Source organism: Rhodococcus sp. EPR-147 (assembly GCF_001647185.1).
Lineage (GTDB): Bacteria > Actinomycetota > Actinomycetes > Mycobacteriales > Mycobacteriaceae > Rhodococcoides.
The window spans coordinates 1-12917 of the sequence record NZ_LVCU01000165.1; the positions used below are offsets into that span (position 1 = coordinate 1).

The 12917-nt window shown below is 63.5% G+C and carries 19 protein-coding genes and 1 pseudogene; 8 read left to right on the plus strand and 12 right to left on the minus strand.

The genetic code is table 11. The annotated features are described in order from the left end of the window. Nucleotides 1-173 (plus strand): DnaB-like helicase C-terminal domain-containing protein (locus A2J02_RS27155; protein WP_331712140.1); only part of this gene is annotated, 173 nt, incomplete at its 5' end. Here A2J02_RS27155 and A2J02_RS08460 read toward each other — a convergent pair. Continuing rightward, nucleotides 170-706 (minus strand): hypothetical protein, encoded by a 537-nt coding sequence (locus A2J02_RS08460; RefSeq protein WP_068049247.1) that lies wholly within the window; start codon nt 704-706, stop codon nt 170-172. The genes A2J02_RS27155 and A2J02_RS08460 overlap by 4 nt on opposite strands. 163 nt (nt 707-869) lie before the next feature. Between A2J02_RS08460 and A2J02_RS08465 the strand changes: the two genes are divergently transcribed. Both A2J02_RS08465 and A2J02_RS08470 read left to right on the plus strand, forming a co-directional pair. Next, nucleotides 870-1100: a hypothetical protein gene (locus A2J02_RS08465; protein ID WP_068049248.1), complete on the plus strand. Its 231-nt coding sequence runs from the start codon at nt 870-872 to the stop codon at nt 1098-1100. A 162-nt stretch (nt 1101-1262) separates the two neighbouring features. Continuing rightward, entirely contained in the window at nt 1263-1520 is a 258-nt protein-coding gene (locus tag A2J02_RS08470; RefSeq protein WP_068049250.1) for a DUF3297 family protein, read from the plus strand. A gap of 46 nt (nt 1521-1566) precedes the next feature. On the opposite strand, the gene A2J02_RS08475 is transcribed toward A2J02_RS08470, so the two are convergent. The 6 genes from A2J02_RS08475 to A2J02_RS08500 form a co-directional block, all read right to left on the minus strand. Next, nucleotides 1567-3747, minus strand: a complete 2181-nt coding sequence (locus A2J02_RS08475; protein WP_068049252.1) for a heavy metal translocating P-type ATPase — start codon at nt 3745-3747, stop codon at nt 1567-1569. Between the two features lie 19 nt (nt 3748-3766). Beyond that, the gene (locus tag A2J02_RS08480) at nt 3767-4051 is read right to left on the minus strand and encodes a DUF1490 family protein (protein ID WP_068049254.1); all 285 of its coding nucleotides are present in this window, start codon (nt 4049-4051) and stop codon (nt 3767-3769) included. Between the two features lie 91 nt (nt 4052-4142). Continuing rightward, nucleotides 4143-4850 (minus strand): class I SAM-dependent methyltransferase, encoded by a 708-nt coding sequence (locus tag A2J02_RS08485; RefSeq protein WP_231911425.1) that lies wholly within the window; start codon nt 4848-4850, stop codon nt 4143-4145. A gap of 71 nt (nt 4851-4921) precedes the next feature. Beyond that, nucleotides 4922-5395, minus strand: coding sequence for a GNAT family N-acetyltransferase (locus A2J02_RS08490; RefSeq protein ID WP_068049258.1), 474 nt, complete (start codon nt 5393-5395; stop codon nt 4922-4924). Between the two features lie 14 nt (nt 5396-5409). Beyond that, nucleotides 5410-5754, minus strand: coding sequence for a hypothetical protein (locus A2J02_RS08495; protein ID WP_068049260.1), 345 nt, complete (start codon nt 5752-5754; stop codon nt 5410-5412). 57 nt (nt 5755-5811) lie between these two features. Next, nucleotides 5812-6183: a VOC family protein gene (locus tag A2J02_RS08500; protein ID WP_068049261.1), complete on the minus strand. Its 372-nt coding sequence runs from the start codon at nt 6181-6183 to the stop codon at nt 5812-5814. 148 nt (nt 6184-6331) lie between these two features. Here A2J02_RS08500 and A2J02_RS08505 point away from each other — a divergent pair, with 148 nt between their 5' ends. Further along, a complete protein-coding gene (locus A2J02_RS08505; protein ID WP_068049262.1) occupies nt 6332-7012 on the plus strand; it encodes a thiamine pyrophosphate-dependent enzyme in 681 nt (226 codons plus the stop codon). Then, entirely contained in the window at nt 7012-7911 is a 900-nt protein-coding gene (locus A2J02_RS08510; protein ID WP_068049264.1) for a transketolase family protein, read from the plus strand. The genes A2J02_RS08505 and A2J02_RS08510 overlap by 1 nt, the downstream gene beginning before the upstream one ends. Here the strand turns inward: A2J02_RS08510 and A2J02_RS08515 are convergent, their stop codons facing one another. Then, nucleotides 7912-8370, minus strand: coding sequence for a DUF6194 family protein (locus A2J02_RS08515; RefSeq protein ID WP_068049266.1), 459 nt, complete (start codon nt 8368-8370; stop codon nt 7912-7914). 39 nt (nt 8371-8409) lie between these two features. Next, nucleotides 8410-8844 (minus strand): PaaI family thioesterase, encoded by a 435-nt coding sequence (locus A2J02_RS08520; RefSeq protein WP_068049268.1) that lies wholly within the window; start codon nt 8842-8844, stop codon nt 8410-8412. Nucleotides 8845-8899: 55 nt separating this feature from the next. On the opposite strand from A2J02_RS08520, the gene A2J02_RS08525 reads away from it, so the two are divergent. Next, nucleotides 8900-9520, plus strand: a complete 621-nt coding sequence (locus A2J02_RS08525) for a TetR/AcrR family transcriptional regulator (RefSeq protein WP_068049271.1) — start codon at nt 8900-8902, stop codon at nt 9518-9520. Between the two features lie 20 nt (nt 9521-9540). On the opposite strand, the gene A2J02_RS08530 is transcribed toward A2J02_RS08525, so the two are convergent. After that, nucleotides 9541-10164: a luciferase domain-containing protein gene (locus tag A2J02_RS08530; protein ID WP_068049273.1), complete on the minus strand. Its 624-nt coding sequence runs from the start codon at nt 10162-10164 to the stop codon at nt 9541-9543. 65 nt (nt 10165-10229) lie between these two features. After that, entirely contained in the window at nt 10230-10808 is a 579-nt protein-coding gene (locus A2J02_RS08535) for a hypothetical protein (RefSeq protein WP_197477976.1), read from the minus strand. A 277-nt stretch (nt 10809-11085) separates the two neighbouring features. Here A2J02_RS08535 and A2J02_RS08540 point away from each other — a divergent pair, with 277 nt between their 5' ends. Beyond that, complete coding sequence (locus tag A2J02_RS08540; protein ID WP_082898662.1) at nt 11086-11361, plus strand: PLD nuclease N-terminal domain-containing protein; 276 nt, start codon at nt 11086-11088, stop codon at nt 11359-11361. Here A2J02_RS08540 and A2J02_RS08545 read toward each other — a convergent pair. Further along, on the minus strand, nt 11354-12748 hold the full coding sequence (locus tag A2J02_RS08545) for an aminotransferase-like domain-containing protein (protein ID WP_068049275.1): 1395 nt from the start codon (nt 12746-12748) through the stop codon (nt 11354-11356). The two genes, A2J02_RS08540 and A2J02_RS08545, sit on opposite strands and share 8 nt — an antisense overlap. On the opposite strand from A2J02_RS08545, the pseudogene A2J02_RS28620 reads away from it, so the two are divergent. Further along, a pseudogene (locus A2J02_RS28620) lies at nt 12747-12917 on the plus strand (EamA family transporter); the annotation flags it as partial. The gene A2J02_RS08545 and the pseudogene A2J02_RS28620 sit on opposite strands and share 2 nt — an antisense overlap.

Consider the following 12917-nt stretch of genomic DNA (forward strand, 5'->3'; position numbering starts at 1 on the left):
AGGACGCCGACATGGTGATTCTGCTGCACCGCCCCGACGCGATCGAGCGCGACGACCCCCGCGGCGGTGAGGCCGACTTGATTCTCGGCAAGCACCGTAACGGTCCGACCGCGACAATCACCGTGGCACACCAGCTTCACCTGTCCAGATTCGTGGACATGGCGCGGGGCTAGTTGGATCGGTCGGCCGACCGCAGATCTTTGGTCAGTGCGGTCCACACGTCGATCAGGCCGGGGTGAGGACGGCGCAGCCAAGCGGCGGCCGCGTCGTCTATGCAGAGGAAGAAGAGTGTGAACGTGTCCGACCCGTCGGGATTCCTAGTCCCGCCGCTACCGGCCAGCAGTTCGTTTGCTGCCGGCATGTCATGTTCGACTGTGTCGAGTACGTCCGCGCGAGTCCAGTTCGTGCGGAGTGGTTCAGGAATTCTCAGTGTGGGCGCGCCGGGAAACGGAGTCGCCTCGACAATCCTGATGTCGCGCAGATGAATTCCGTCCGCCCGGAAGGTTCCGCGAATGGCTACCAGGTTGCCGGCCGCGGAGGCATCGAGATCGGAGCCGTTCAACGGTAGCCGCGCCACACTCGAGGATTCCGCTGCCCGACCGGGAGTATCGGGTTCGATGAACAGCGAACCATCGGAGTCCGCCACCAGTGTGCCTCGCCCGATAACGAGGTCGCCGACGGCGACGACGAGGTGCTCCAGATCCATGAACCCGAGTCTGCGCTCGATCGGCGTCGACCGTCAACGGTCTGCAACCCCACAGCCCGGTGCAACACCGGCAGCTATCAGCCTTCGCTCTTGTGCGAACAGGGGTTGAACAAACCTATCGTTCGGTTTATGGTGACGCCACCGATCCGATGAGAGGCCGAACATGAAATCGAACCGCGTACGCACCCTGGTCGTATCCAGCTTCGTCGCTTTGGCGATGTTGAGCGCAGCCCCGTCCGCATCGGCTGCTCCCAGCGACCCGACGCCACCGACGTTCGGATCGTCGGGTCTGACCATCGAGCAGGTCGACGACATCATTCGAATCTTCCTGCCGGGCCACTGCACGGTCATGGGAAGTGTCGGTTGCAGCACCCCCGCCGCACTTCTCGACTGACCTGAGCTCCAATGTCTGAGAACAACTCTCGCTCTGTGCACCTGCGCGGACAGCATCTCTGAGGTCGAGAACCAACACCAACGGCGCTGGTCCAACGCTGGGTCGCGTATTCTCGCTGTGAATCAACCGAGCACCTGACGCCGCATTCGACGAAAGTGATCCATGCCAGAGGACCAGAACGTAGACGTTCCACCGAATCGCCTCTCGATCGATCCGCGGAGCCCCTTCTACAACGAAGAAGTTCTTCAGCGGGACGTGGGTATTCGCTTCAATGGCGTCGAGAAGACCAGTGTGCGCGAATACAACGTGACCGAGGGTTGGGTCCGAGTCGAAGTCCCTACCGCGAAGGATCGCTTCGGAAATCCCATGCTCGTCAAGCTCAAGGGCACGGTCGAACCGTACTTCCGCGGCGCGAAGTAGCGGATTAGGTACCGAGCACATCGCCCTCGCGTTCGGGCGCTACTGATCAGATTCGGTATCGAATCAGTCGTGAGCTGTTGCCCACCACCGCGACCGAGGATGCGTTGTGCAGAATCGCGGCGAGCACCGGAGACAGTGCTCCACCGGCGCTGACGACGAGGCCCAGTGCATTCACAGCGATCGACATTCCGTAGTTCTGCCGGATGACGGACACCGAATGTCGGCCGAGATCGCGAACGTCGAGCAACCGTGTCAGGTCGTCGCTGGCCAGAGCTACATCGGCCGTCTCGACGGCAACATCGGTGCCCGCCAAGCCCATTGCGATTCCGATATCCGCGACGGCGAGGGCGGGAGCGTCGTTGGTGCCGTCTCCGACCATGGCGACGACGTAGCCCTCTTCTTGTAGCTTTCGGACGGCTTCGAGTTTGTCGTCGGGCATCACCTCGGCTCGCCACTCGGCAATGCCCAGTTCGGCGGCTACGGCCGCAGCGGTCTCGGGGTGATCTCCGGTGAGCATGACGATGCGTTCCACACCGTCGGCGCGAAGGGCGTTCAGTACGTCCAGAGCATTCGACCGGACCTCGTCGCGCAGGCTGATCAACCCGACCAACACCCCGTCGACTGCGAGAAGCAATGGGGTCTCGGCCTGACGCTGAAGTCGCGAAACCCAGTCGGCTGCATACTCGGACACGTCGACGTTCTCGCTGCGCAGCAGCGAAGGACTGCCCAGCAGCAAGGTCCGGCCGTCTGCGACGGTGCGCATGCCGAGACCGACGAGCACCTCGCATTCCTCGTGCGGAGGAATGACGATGTGGCGTTCCTCGGTGCTGCGAATCACGGCCTCGGCCAACGGATGTCGAGAATGGATTTCGGAACTGGCCGCGTACGCCAGTACCTGCTCAGGCTCCCAGTCGTCCTGAAAAGACACGACATTGGTGACGACGGGGCGCCCGACGGTGAGGGTTCCGGTCTTGTCGAACACGAAGGCATCGACTCTGCCTGCTTGTTCCAGATGCGATCCGCCCTTGATGAGAATGCCTCGGCGAGCACCGTTTCCGATAGCGGCACTGATGGCCGTCGGAGTCGACAACCCTACCGCGCACGGACATGCGACGAGCAGCATGGTCATCGCTCGTCGGACATCGCGGGTGACAACGAGCGTGAGAGCCGACAGGATGAACGACGCGGGTACGAACCGACGTGAGAAGTTCTCTCCCACAGTCTGAATCGGGGCGCGGTCTTCCTGCGCTTCCTCGACACGGGAAATGATTCGACCGATCGTCGTATCGCGGCCCACCGCAGACGCGCGGATGACGATGCGGCCACGAACCACGACGGATCCAGCGTGGATGCGGTCGCCTGCAACGATCGATACCGGCAGTGTCTCACCGGTGATCGCCGACTGGTCGACCACCGCGTCCCCGTCGACGACGGTCCCGTCCACCGGAACGCCGACGTGATCGTGCACGACGACCTCGTCGCCGATCTCCAGCCGATCGACGTCCACGGAGATCTCGGAACCGTCGGGTAGCCGGATCCATGCGGTGTCCTGCGTGCCGGTCAGGAGATCGGAGATTGCCCGACGAGTGCGCTTGAGGGTCAGCTCCTGCAGGTATTCGCCGATGTTGAGCAGCCACAGCACGGTCAGGGCAACGACATTCTCGCGGAGTACGAGACTTGCCACAGTGGCAGCGCTGACGAGCGCGTCGGTGCCGGCGGACCGGTTTCCGGCCAGCGAGCGCAGCGCTCCCTTCAGGAACGGATAGCCGGTGAAGATGGTGGCTCCGGTGGCCACGACACGGCTGGTGGGGCCGAGGATGGGTGGCCGCCGGAAGGCGTAGCGACGGAAGCCGAGCAGGACCAGCGCGGCTCCGCCGATGGTCATGCGCAGGACGTCGCCGTTGTTGACGTCCGCAGACCGTGGGCTACGGACTGGTACGAGTCCCCAGTCGGTGGTGCGACCGGCGTTCACTGCGTCGAACAACTCTGCCCGGTCGATGCGGGTGCGGGAGTACCAGACCACAACCGATGCGGTGCGGGGATACGCGTGGACGGCCCGCACGCCGCGAATCTTGTCGACGTGGTCTTCGACGGCGACCGCGCGACCCGGACTGGACCGCAGCCAGTCGACGCGGAGCCGCATGCGGCCGGCTGCGTCGGACAGGATTTCGATGCCATCCGCGCGGTCGGGAACCGCATCGAGCGAGTGTTCGACGAGCGTCGTCATAATCGGCGTGCTGTCGCGGTCAGTGCGAGTGGCCGTGGCCGACTTCGGTGGCCGAGGGTGGCGGTACCTCTTCGCCGAGCCGGTCGCGTGCCTCCGCAACGACATCGGACACGGCCAAACGCGCTGATTCGGCGTGAATTTCGGCTTTTCGTGCGGCGCGGAGACCGAGTTCGGTTGCCGATACCGCAGCCTTGCGGACGGGAGCCTTGTCGTACAGCTTCTTGGCACCGTTGTATGCGGCGACTCCGACTGCGCCTGTTACGACCGTCGATACTGCCTTCGCGACGATGATCGGAAACGCCATGTTGTAGCTCCTCGAATTCGAACCTGACCCACTTATTGGGAATCGTATTCGTTTTGTTCGGCTGTGGCGACTTCCGGGGTCGCGGGAAGCATCATCGGATCGGCATCGTGGTGCGGAACGCTCTGGTCACGTAGGGAAGGTCGATCGTCGTCGAGCCGTTCAGGCCCAGTTCGTCGAACAGTGCGGCGAGATCCTGGTCGATGCGGTTGCGCTCATCGGCGGTGGCAGTGATGTAGAAGCTGCGCGACCGAACCAGGTCGGTCAGCTGGGACCGAGTCACAGTCCGCGACCACGCCCACCGCTTTTCGTCGAGCTGATGGAACGGTTCTGCGATCGGCGGTGGACCGTCGTCGAACATGGTCAGGGCTCCACCACGCGAGGCCACCGAGTTCAGTCGCCGAACCCACGGCTGCGATTCGTCGCGAAGGTTCCAGATCAGTCCCAGGGTGCCGCCAGGGCGAAGAACCCGGCCGATCTCGCGTGACGCGGCCACTGGCTCGACCCAGTGCCAGGCCTGTCCGAGCAGGACGGCATCCACGCTTCCGTCTTCCAACGGGAGGGACTCGGCAGTGCCGACGTGGGCGGAAACGCCGGGCACTGCGTCGCGCAGGGCGTCGAGCATGGCGGGATCAGGGTCGACGGCGACGGCATCGCACCCTGCAGCGACGATGATGCGGGTGAGCTTGCCGGTGCCGGCTCCGACGTCGGCGACAAGAGGACGCCTGCCGATCTCGAGAACGGGTTCCAACAGCCACTCGACCGCGGCTGACGGGTATTCGGGGCGAGCAGATTCGTACACGTCGGCGACGGTCCCGAACGACGTAGAGCTGTTATCTCGGCTAACCATATAGTCAGGCTACATCTCTTGCGTCAGTTCAGTTCGAGTTCGTAGTAGAGAGCCTTCGGTCCCTCGCCGCGGCCTTCGTGGCAGTCGAACCCGCGCTTTTCGTACACGTGTCGCGCCGCCTCGTCGTCCTCTGAGGTATTGAGGTCCATGTAGGTGGCACCCCTGCCGCGCGCGTGCTGGATGACGTCATCGAGAAAGGTTGTGCCGTAGCCCTTCCCGCGAAGACCGGGCTGGATGTAGAACTCGGCCAGGTAGGCCTCGAGGTCTGCGCTCAGCGTACCGGTCCGGAAGCGCAGTATTGCAACACCGATGGCGGGAGTCCCGAACGTCAGCACGCTGGTGTCGCCGGACTTCACCAGAGTGTCGAGATGTGCTGCAAGCCAGTCGGGCTCGGGCACCGGGTAGTCGTACTCGCGATTGAAATCGATCAACAGTTGCGCAGCCTCGATGAATTCGGCGGGATCCTGGACGGCACGTGTACCGCTGACCGATGTCATCGACTTCTCCCCCGTCAGTGATCCGGTTGAACGAGATTCTTGGCGTCGCGCAGTCCGAGACCGGGATGCATCTCTCGTAGCGCTTTGATGGCGTGGACAGTTCTGCCGGATTCTTCGACCACCGCGTCGACATCCTCGGCGGGTACGGCCTTGGGCCCGATCTTTTCCGGGGACGTCCGGGGCCGGCTCTCTCTATACCAGATGAACGGACCGGCTACAGCCAGCACAACCAGCTTCGACCAGTTCCAGGCAGAAGGATCGGATACGAGGTCGCTGATCGTCAGGAACGCGAGTGCGGCGAGCAACACGGCAAGCCCGTAACGCTTCCAGGGGCGTTCTTCGGCCTTCATGCCTTTCATGCTGTCACCGCACCCCGGTACGGGCAACGACTCAGCGTCGCAATTCGGTATCGACCGTCAACCGTCGAACACCTCCGTGGTGATGCAGAAGGGGTGTCCGGCAGGGTCGAGGAGAACGCGCCAACGCGGATCAGGCTGGTCCGCCGCCTCGGTCGCTCCGCATTCGACCGCGTAGGAAACAGATCCCGCGAGGTCCCCTCCCGCGTCCAGGTCGAAGTGCACGATCGACGTCGACGGCCACACGGGCGGAATGTAGTTCGCTACTTTCTGCGCAACGATGTTCAGGCCTGCCTGCGTGCGTATGCCCGAGCTCGACGGGTTCTCCCACAACAGCTCTCCACCGAGTAGGGCGAGGTAGAAGCGAGCCAGCTCTGCCGGCTCGGCGCAGTCGATGGACGTCCCCGCTACAGCGAGGTGTGTTCGCGGCATGTCTGGAGACTACGGGCGGTGGTGCGCTCAGTGTCCACAATTCCGCTCGAGAATCTGGAAAGCGCCTCGGAGCGCTAATGTTGGACACTGACCGCACCACCCACGGAGCTCTTGACCTCGAGTGCGCTCGAGGTTGCAAGGTGGGGTCATGCAGAGGACTTACGACGAGTTACCGCAACTCATGACATTGATGACGGGCGACGAAAAGCACAGCACCAGTGCCACTTCGACGCTGGATGTATTGTGGGTGCTGTACTCCGACATAGTGCGGCTCGATCCTACGAATCCCGATGACCCGAATCGTGATCGGTTCTATCTGTCCAAGGGGCATGGCCCGATGGCGTACTACGCCGTGCTCGCGGCACGTGGATTCTTGACGCCCACCGAGCTCGCGTCGTTCGGCAGCTACCACTCTCCGCTGGGTAATCATCCGGACCGCACGCTCATTCCCGGGGTCGATATCGGATCGGGATCGCTCGGTCATGGTCTGGCGCTGGCCGCCGGAACTGCTGTTGCGCTGCGTATTCAGAAGAGAATCGCCCGAGTCTTCGTACTGATCGGCGACGCGGAACTCGACGAGGGCAGCAATATGGAAGCCATTCAATTTGCTGCGCGATCGAATTTGGGCAACCTGACCGCCGTGGTGATCGACAACGATTCTGCCGGTCTGGGTTGGCCCGGCGGCATTGCGTCGCGTTTCGCCGTCGAGGGGTGGCACACCTCCGACGTCGACGGTCGAGACCACGATGCTCTCCGCGAGGCCTTTCGCACCGATCACCCAGACCGTCCGCACGTGGTGGTCGCTCATGTCGAAAAGAAGGAGAGCTGATGAGTGCATTGCTGGACCAACGTGAGCACTTCTACCGTCTGGTGCCCCAATTGTTGGCGCAGGACGAGCGAACAGCGTTGGTGCTGGCGGAGATCGGAGTCGGATATCTCGAACCGCACCTCACCCCCGGTATCCGATCGCGGGTGATCAACGTAGGCATCAGAGAGCAGGCGATGATCGGTGTGGCGGGCGGTCTGGCCCTGGCCGGAATGCGGCCGATCGTGCATACCTTCCCGCCGTTTCTGATCGAGCGACCCTTCGAGCAGGTGAAGCTCGATCTGGGGCACCAGGGCGTCGGTGCCATCCTGGTGAGCTCGGGCGGGTCCTACGGATGGCCGCAGGGCGGCGAGACACATTTCGGTCAGCGAGATGTCGCACTCCTCGACACGCTGGGCGAGTGGACGGTCCACGTCCCCGGTCACGTAGACGAGGTCGAGTGGATGCTGCACAGCGCGGCGGCCACCGACGATCGCGTGTACATCAGGCTCGACGGGGTGTGCAACGATCGCCCTTACGGACGGTCCGACGGGATGTTCACCGTTCTGCAGCAGGGCAATTCGGGAACCGTCATCTCCGTCGGGCCCATGACCGATCGGGTGCAGAACGCGGCCGAAGGCCGCGACCTGACGGTGCTGCATGCGTCGACGATCAGGCCCTTCGACAGTGCCACTCTACGAGAGAGGCTGACGGCGCCGGACATCATGATCGTCGAGCCGTATCTCGCGGGAACGTCTGTGCTGCAGGTTGATCGAGCCTTGGCCGATGTGCGTCATCGGGTGTCGGGAATCGGGGTGGAGCCCGGAGAGCGTCGCAAGTACGGCACAGTGGCCGAACACGATCGGGCCAACGGCCTGGACGTCGAAGGGCTGTCCCGATCGATGGACGACTTCTTCGGCTGATCAGCCCTGGCGTCGTTCGTATCTGCTCTTGGCAACGTTGTAGGCGGAGTCCAGTAGTTCCCGAACGTGTGTCTCGGTCTGCGCCGACGGGTTGACCACCGAAAGCCAACCGGCGGTGCCGTACTGAGGGTGGGCGGCGATGACGTCGTCGCTGTCGGCCTGGGGTGCGTGGGCCGCGTCGCGGGGCGGCATTCCCAGAATCCTCTCGAAATCCTGCTTTCCTGCAACGATATTGACGCGGAACGCGCCTGGCCTGTTCAGTTGGGACAATTCGTCACCCGGATAGTTCTTGGTCACGATGGTTGCGAACGGCTGCGTCGTCGGGATCGTCCCGTCGGGTGAGTAGTAGAAGAACGCATCGCCCCAAGCAAGTTCGGGAGTTCCATCACCCTCTCGTGGGCGCTGCGTCACGGTGCCCTCGAAGCTGGCGACCACGTTCACGATGTCGTCGAGTGTCATTCATCGATCGTCACATGTTCGGCAGCTTCTGCCCAGAGTTCAGCCCACTTTGTAGGTTCCCGTACCGGTTGCGACGAGGCGGCCGGATTCGGTCCCGACGATGTCGACTCGACATGTCTTCAGGCTCCGGCCCGCGTGCATCCGGGTCCCGACGATGTCGACACCCTCGGCGTAGACCGGCTCCATGAACTGCACAGACATGGAGACCGTGACGCCCCGAAGCTTCTCGGGCACTGCGGATCCGGCCCATGCGGCGGTCATGATCCCGATATCGATGCAGCCGGCTATCACGCCGCCGTGCAGCATCTGGCCGACGGTGGACAGCTCATCGCGGTATGGCAGCCGCAGCCGAGCTGTGCCCTCGTCGATGTCGACCAGCTCGATGCCCAGTTGCTGCACGAACGGTGACTGCGGGAGAAACATGGCCATCGCCGCGCTGCCGCTGTCCGGTGCCTGTACGTCGTTGGTTGTCATCACTACCCTCTATCGTAATTGGATTCCGATATCGGAATCAGAGTACGATAAAGTTATGGTCTTGGATACCCCCACCGACAAGCGGAAGCGTCGAACCCACAACGCTGTGCTCGACGCCGGTCAGACGCTCATCCTTCGGCACGGCTATCGCGGAACGACGATCGAGATGCTCACTGCAGCAGCAGATGTGGCAGTGAGTTCGATCTACGCCAACTTCGGCGCAGGCAAGGTCGACGTCTATGCGGCACTGGCGTGGCGAACTGCGCTCACTCACGTCGAGCAGATGTCTGCACCCATCGACGCGGTCGACCCCGTCCGTGTGGTTGCCGAGTTCCTCGACCGATACATCGCGTTCCACCGCGAGAATCCACTGGCGCTGCGACTGCTGGCGCTGACGGATGTGGACAAGTCCGAGTCCGTATCGGTCGGTGAGGCGAAGAACAGGATCGACACTGCACTCGGAGAACTCATCGATTCGGTGACGCGAGCGGTGGAGAACGCCGGTACCGACGTCGTCCCCCGTGCACTGGTTCTGAATGCCTGGGCGGCGATGAACGGCGCCGTGTCACTGCGACAGCGACGCATCGTCGATCAACCGATGCTCGACGCGATGCTCGCGATCACGCGGGCCGATATGCTCCGTCACCTGACAGGCGCGTCCAACGAAAACCGGTGATCGTCCGCTCTTGTGCAGAGTCAGGTTCTCGCGGTGGAGACCGCGCGTCGGATGATCTGTTCGATTCCGTGGATGTCGTCGGAATCTCTTGGTGCATAGAGGAAGACGTAGGTCTCGGGTAGTCCGAGGATCGGGCGTCCGGCCAAGGGGTGCAGTTCACCCCACCCGGCGGAGATGACGGTCTGGGCGTCGTCCGGCTGCATCACCACGTGCATCGAGCCTTCGCTCTCGTGTACGTGCAGAATCTCCCCCTTCGTTCGCGATATCCACGGCGCGGCAGCGTTGATGTCCGAGACGTACAGCGCGTCGCCTCGTCGCTCGAATCGACTGCGCTCCATGTGAAACGGCGATTCCGATCCGGCGTATTCGTTGACGGCGGCAGTCAGACGCTCGATCGAAGCAGGGGTACCTCGATCGGTGAGCTGGCGATGAGGAATGGGGTGCGGCGCGATCGCCGGCCGAGTCCCGGGGCGCTGTTCGAGATACCAGTGCAGCCCAGGACTCGATGTGCCGGCGACCGTCAGTGGATCGCGTCGAGCAAGTGGCCTCAGGGCAGTGGTGATCAGCCAGCCGCCCACGTTCGCGGGAAGTCCGCCCGGCCCCAGTTCCATCCACGCGGCGTAGTCGTTCTTGACGTTCTGCACAGTCCCCCCAGGTCACGTCGTTCAGTGACAACGTAGCCCGGAGGGGCCTGTCGTGGGTAGCTCTCTCAGGCCGGGCAGCTCACGGTGTAGGTCCAGACGGTGCCGACCGGTCCCGTGACGCGCACCAGAACATTGGTTGCGGCGCCGGGCGGAATTGCCACCACCACCGAGCCGACGCCGGTGCTGCCGCCGACATAGCCGGTGTTGTGGATCAGTGCGCCCTGGTAGAACACTTCGATCTGATCGGGAACGTCGACGGTGTCGTAGCTGAGAACGAACGACGTCGGTCCGGTTCGACCCAACTCGTGCAGGGTCTCCGTCACGCCCTCTTCTCCCGACAGTGTCGAGGCGTTGCACTGCTGGGTCGCGATACCTGCGTTCGCCGAACCCGTGTCGATCCCGAGGATGCCGCCGGCGATGGCACTTCCGCTGCCGAGAATGCGTACACCGTTGTCGATGGTGTTCCCGCCGTCGAGAATCGCACTGCCACTGTCGACGATGGCGCTTCCGCTGTCGACGATCGGGCCGAGTTCGGGCTGGGCCAGGGCCGACGCGGGCGCGGCCAATGTGAACGCTGCGGCGGTCAGGGCCACCGCCACCGAACGGCGCGCCAGGTTCTTACGAATTCCACTCTTGCTCGACACAATTCCTCCACCGAAAGTACTGGACGGGCTGTCCGTCTCAGCGATGGTGACACAACGGAACCGCGTCGGATATCCCTTGTTCGGATGATCGTTCGGAGCCAAATACTCTGTGCCCCAGAGACTTGTGTCGTTCGGTCGACTGAACAACGGAGCCGATCCCGACCGCGTCGTACATCTCGAGATGTACGACGAAATACCCACGCAGACCGATGTGGCGCAGCCTGCTGGTTCGTAACGTTGACCAGGTCAACGGAACAGCTATATCGGAGGAACCGTCATGCACGCCGTAACATTTCTGTCTCAGCAACCGTCCACCACCGAGCAGGTGCTGGGGTGGGGGTTGGGAACCGTCGTTCTGGTGGCAGTGCTCGGCGCGATCGTGCTGTTCGTTGCTGCGTTGGTCAGCATCATCCGGTCGCCCAACTACACCGTCGCCGGCCGGGCAGTGTGGATCTTCGTCGTACTGGCGTTCCCGTTCCTCGGTCCCCTGGTCTGGTTCGTGTGGGGTCGGAAGTCGACGTTTGCCGTCGATGCCTCCAACGGTCTCAGATGATCGAGCCGATCGTGCGCGCCGCGTCGGCGAACTCTCCGGGATTGGGGCCCGCGTAGTTGAGTCGAAGGTACTTTCCGGTTGGTTCGGCGGGGAAGTAGTCGTCGCCGGCCCCGACGATGACGCCCGCCGATTTGCATTCGCGCACAACGCTTTCCAGATCTGCGTCGTCGCTCAGTCGCATCCAGAGATTGAGTCCACCTCGGGGCACCGCGTCGAGATGTCCACGCGGTGCGAACTCGATGAGGCTGTTCGCCAACAAGTCTCGACGCGAAGCCAGCTGAGCACGCAACCGCCGCAGGTGGGTTCGCCAGGCAGGCTGCGTCACCACGTCGAGCGCGACTGACTGCAGAATCCCGCTGACATACATCGATTCGGCCCCCGTATCGGCGAGGATGCGCTCGTGTGCGGGCCCGCGAGCAATCAGGCCTGCCAGGCGAACCGAGGGTGACACCGTCTTGGTGAGTGAGCGAAGGTAGACGACATGCCCGCCGTCGTCCCGTGCGGCCAGCGGACTCGGCTCCGAGGTGATGCCGAAATCGTGGGCAGAGTCGTCCTCGATCAGAAACGCGCCGTGGCGTCGAACAGTGGCGAGGATCTGTTCGGACAATGCAGGCGACCACTGTGCACCGGTGGGGCTGGCGAACGTGGGTTGGGCATAGAACGCCCGAGCGCCGGTGTGCGCGAATGCCCGAGCGAGCGCGTCGGGGTCCGGACCGTCGACGCCGCTGGGTATCGGTACGACGCGGACACCTGCCTGCGTGGCAGCAAGGATCGCGCCCCAGTACGTCGGGGACTCCATGAGCAACGGCCGCCCAGCGCCGACGAGGGCCCGAAATGCCGTGCTGAGTCCGGTCTGGCTGCCGGGGATGATGACGACGTCACTGGCCGACGGTGGCGTGATGCCCAACGGTGTCGACGCCCCCAACTCGGCGGCGAACCATGCCCGCAGTTCCGGTAGACCCGCGGTGGGCGGTCGGGCGATCACCGCGTCGGTGCGGGAGGCGCGGGTGAATGCCGCGTGAACGAGCCGCTCCGGCAACAACTCTCGAGCAGGATAGCCAGAATGCAGAGCGATCACGTCGCTGGAGGTCGACTGCAGAGCCGCCGGCAGTTGCAGTCGATTGTCCGGCGCTCCCAGAGCTGCAGTCTGCCATCCGTAATCGTTGGGGCGGGCTGTGCGCACCGTCTTGACGAATGTGCCGACGCCAGGCCGGCTTTCGATGGTGCCCTGTGCGATGAGCGTGCGGAGGGCCTTCTGAACCGTGACCGGGCTTGCCGAATGTTCGGCGACCAAGGCGCGGGTGGACGGCAGCCGGGCTTCCGGTGGCGCAGTCGCAATCCATATTCTCAGTGCAGACACGATCCGGGAACTGCTATCGTCGGACATGACACAGCATAGTAGCGCTACTCGGTCTGGGACGGGTCTGCTATCCCGCGCCGGACTGCTCTGGGGCCTGGCAGGCGTCACAGCGTTCTCGTTCACGGTGCCGCTGACCCGCGTCGCCGTCACCGGGGGCCTGTCCCCGCTTTTCGTCGGAACTGGACGCGCTGTGGTC

What these genes read in the sequence shown, in the direction of transcription:
- A2J02_RS08460 (WP_068049247.1), bottom strand. Translation starts at nt 706, where the DNA reads ATGGATCTGGAGCACCTCGTCGTCGCCGTCGGCGACCTCGTTATCGGG.
- A2J02_RS08465 (WP_068049248.1), top strand. Translation starts at nt 870, where the DNA reads ATGAAATCGAACCGCGTACGCACCCTGGTCGTATCCAGCTTCGTCGCT.
- A2J02_RS08470 (WP_068049250.1), top strand. Translation starts at nt 1,263, where the DNA reads ATGCCAGAGGACCAGAACGTAGACGTTCCACCGAATCGCCTCTCGATC.
- A2J02_RS08475 (WP_068049252.1), bottom strand. Translation starts at nt 3,747, where the DNA reads ATGACGACGCTCGTCGAACACTCGCTCGATGCGGTTCCCGACCGCGCG.
- A2J02_RS08480 (WP_068049254.1), bottom strand. Translation starts at nt 4,051, where the DNA reads ATGGCGTTTCCGATCATCGTCGCGAAGGCAGTATCGACGGTCGTAACA.
- A2J02_RS08490 (WP_068049258.1), bottom strand. Translation starts at nt 5,395, where the DNA reads ATGACATCGGTCAGCGGTACACGTGCCGTCCAGGATCCCGCCGAATTC.
- A2J02_RS08495 (WP_068049260.1), bottom strand. Translation starts at nt 5,754, where the DNA reads ATGAAAGGCATGAAGGCCGAAGAACGCCCCTGGAAGCGTTACGGGCTT.
- A2J02_RS08500 (WP_068049261.1), bottom strand. Translation starts at nt 6,183, where the DNA reads ATGCCGCGAACACACCTCGCTGTAGCGGGGACGTCCATCGACTGCGCC.
- A2J02_RS08505 (WP_068049262.1), top strand. Translation starts at nt 6,332, where the DNA reads ATGCAGAGGACTTACGACGAGTTACCGCAACTCATGACATTGATGACG.
- A2J02_RS08510 (WP_068049264.1), top strand. Translation starts at nt 7,012, where the DNA reads ATGAGTGCATTGCTGGACCAACGTGAGCACTTCTACCGTCTGGTGCCC.
- A2J02_RS08515 (WP_068049266.1), bottom strand. Translation starts at nt 8,370, where the DNA reads ATGACACTCGACGACATCGTGAACGTGGTCGCCAGCTTCGAGGGCACC.
- A2J02_RS08520 (WP_068049268.1), bottom strand. Translation starts at nt 8,844, where the DNA reads ATGACAACCAACGACGTACAGGCACCGGACAGCGGCAGCGCGGCGATG.
- A2J02_RS08525 (WP_068049271.1), top strand. Translation starts at nt 8,900, where the DNA reads ATGGTCTTGGATACCCCCACCGACAAGCGGAAGCGTCGAACCCACAAC.
- A2J02_RS08540 (WP_082898662.1), top strand. Translation starts at nt 11,086, where the DNA reads ATGCACGCCGTAACATTTCTGTCTCAGCAACCGTCCACCACCGAGCAG.
- A2J02_RS08545 (WP_068049275.1), bottom strand. Translation starts at nt 12,748, where the DNA reads ATGTCCGACGATAGCAGTTCCCGGATCGTGTCTGCACTGAGAATATGG.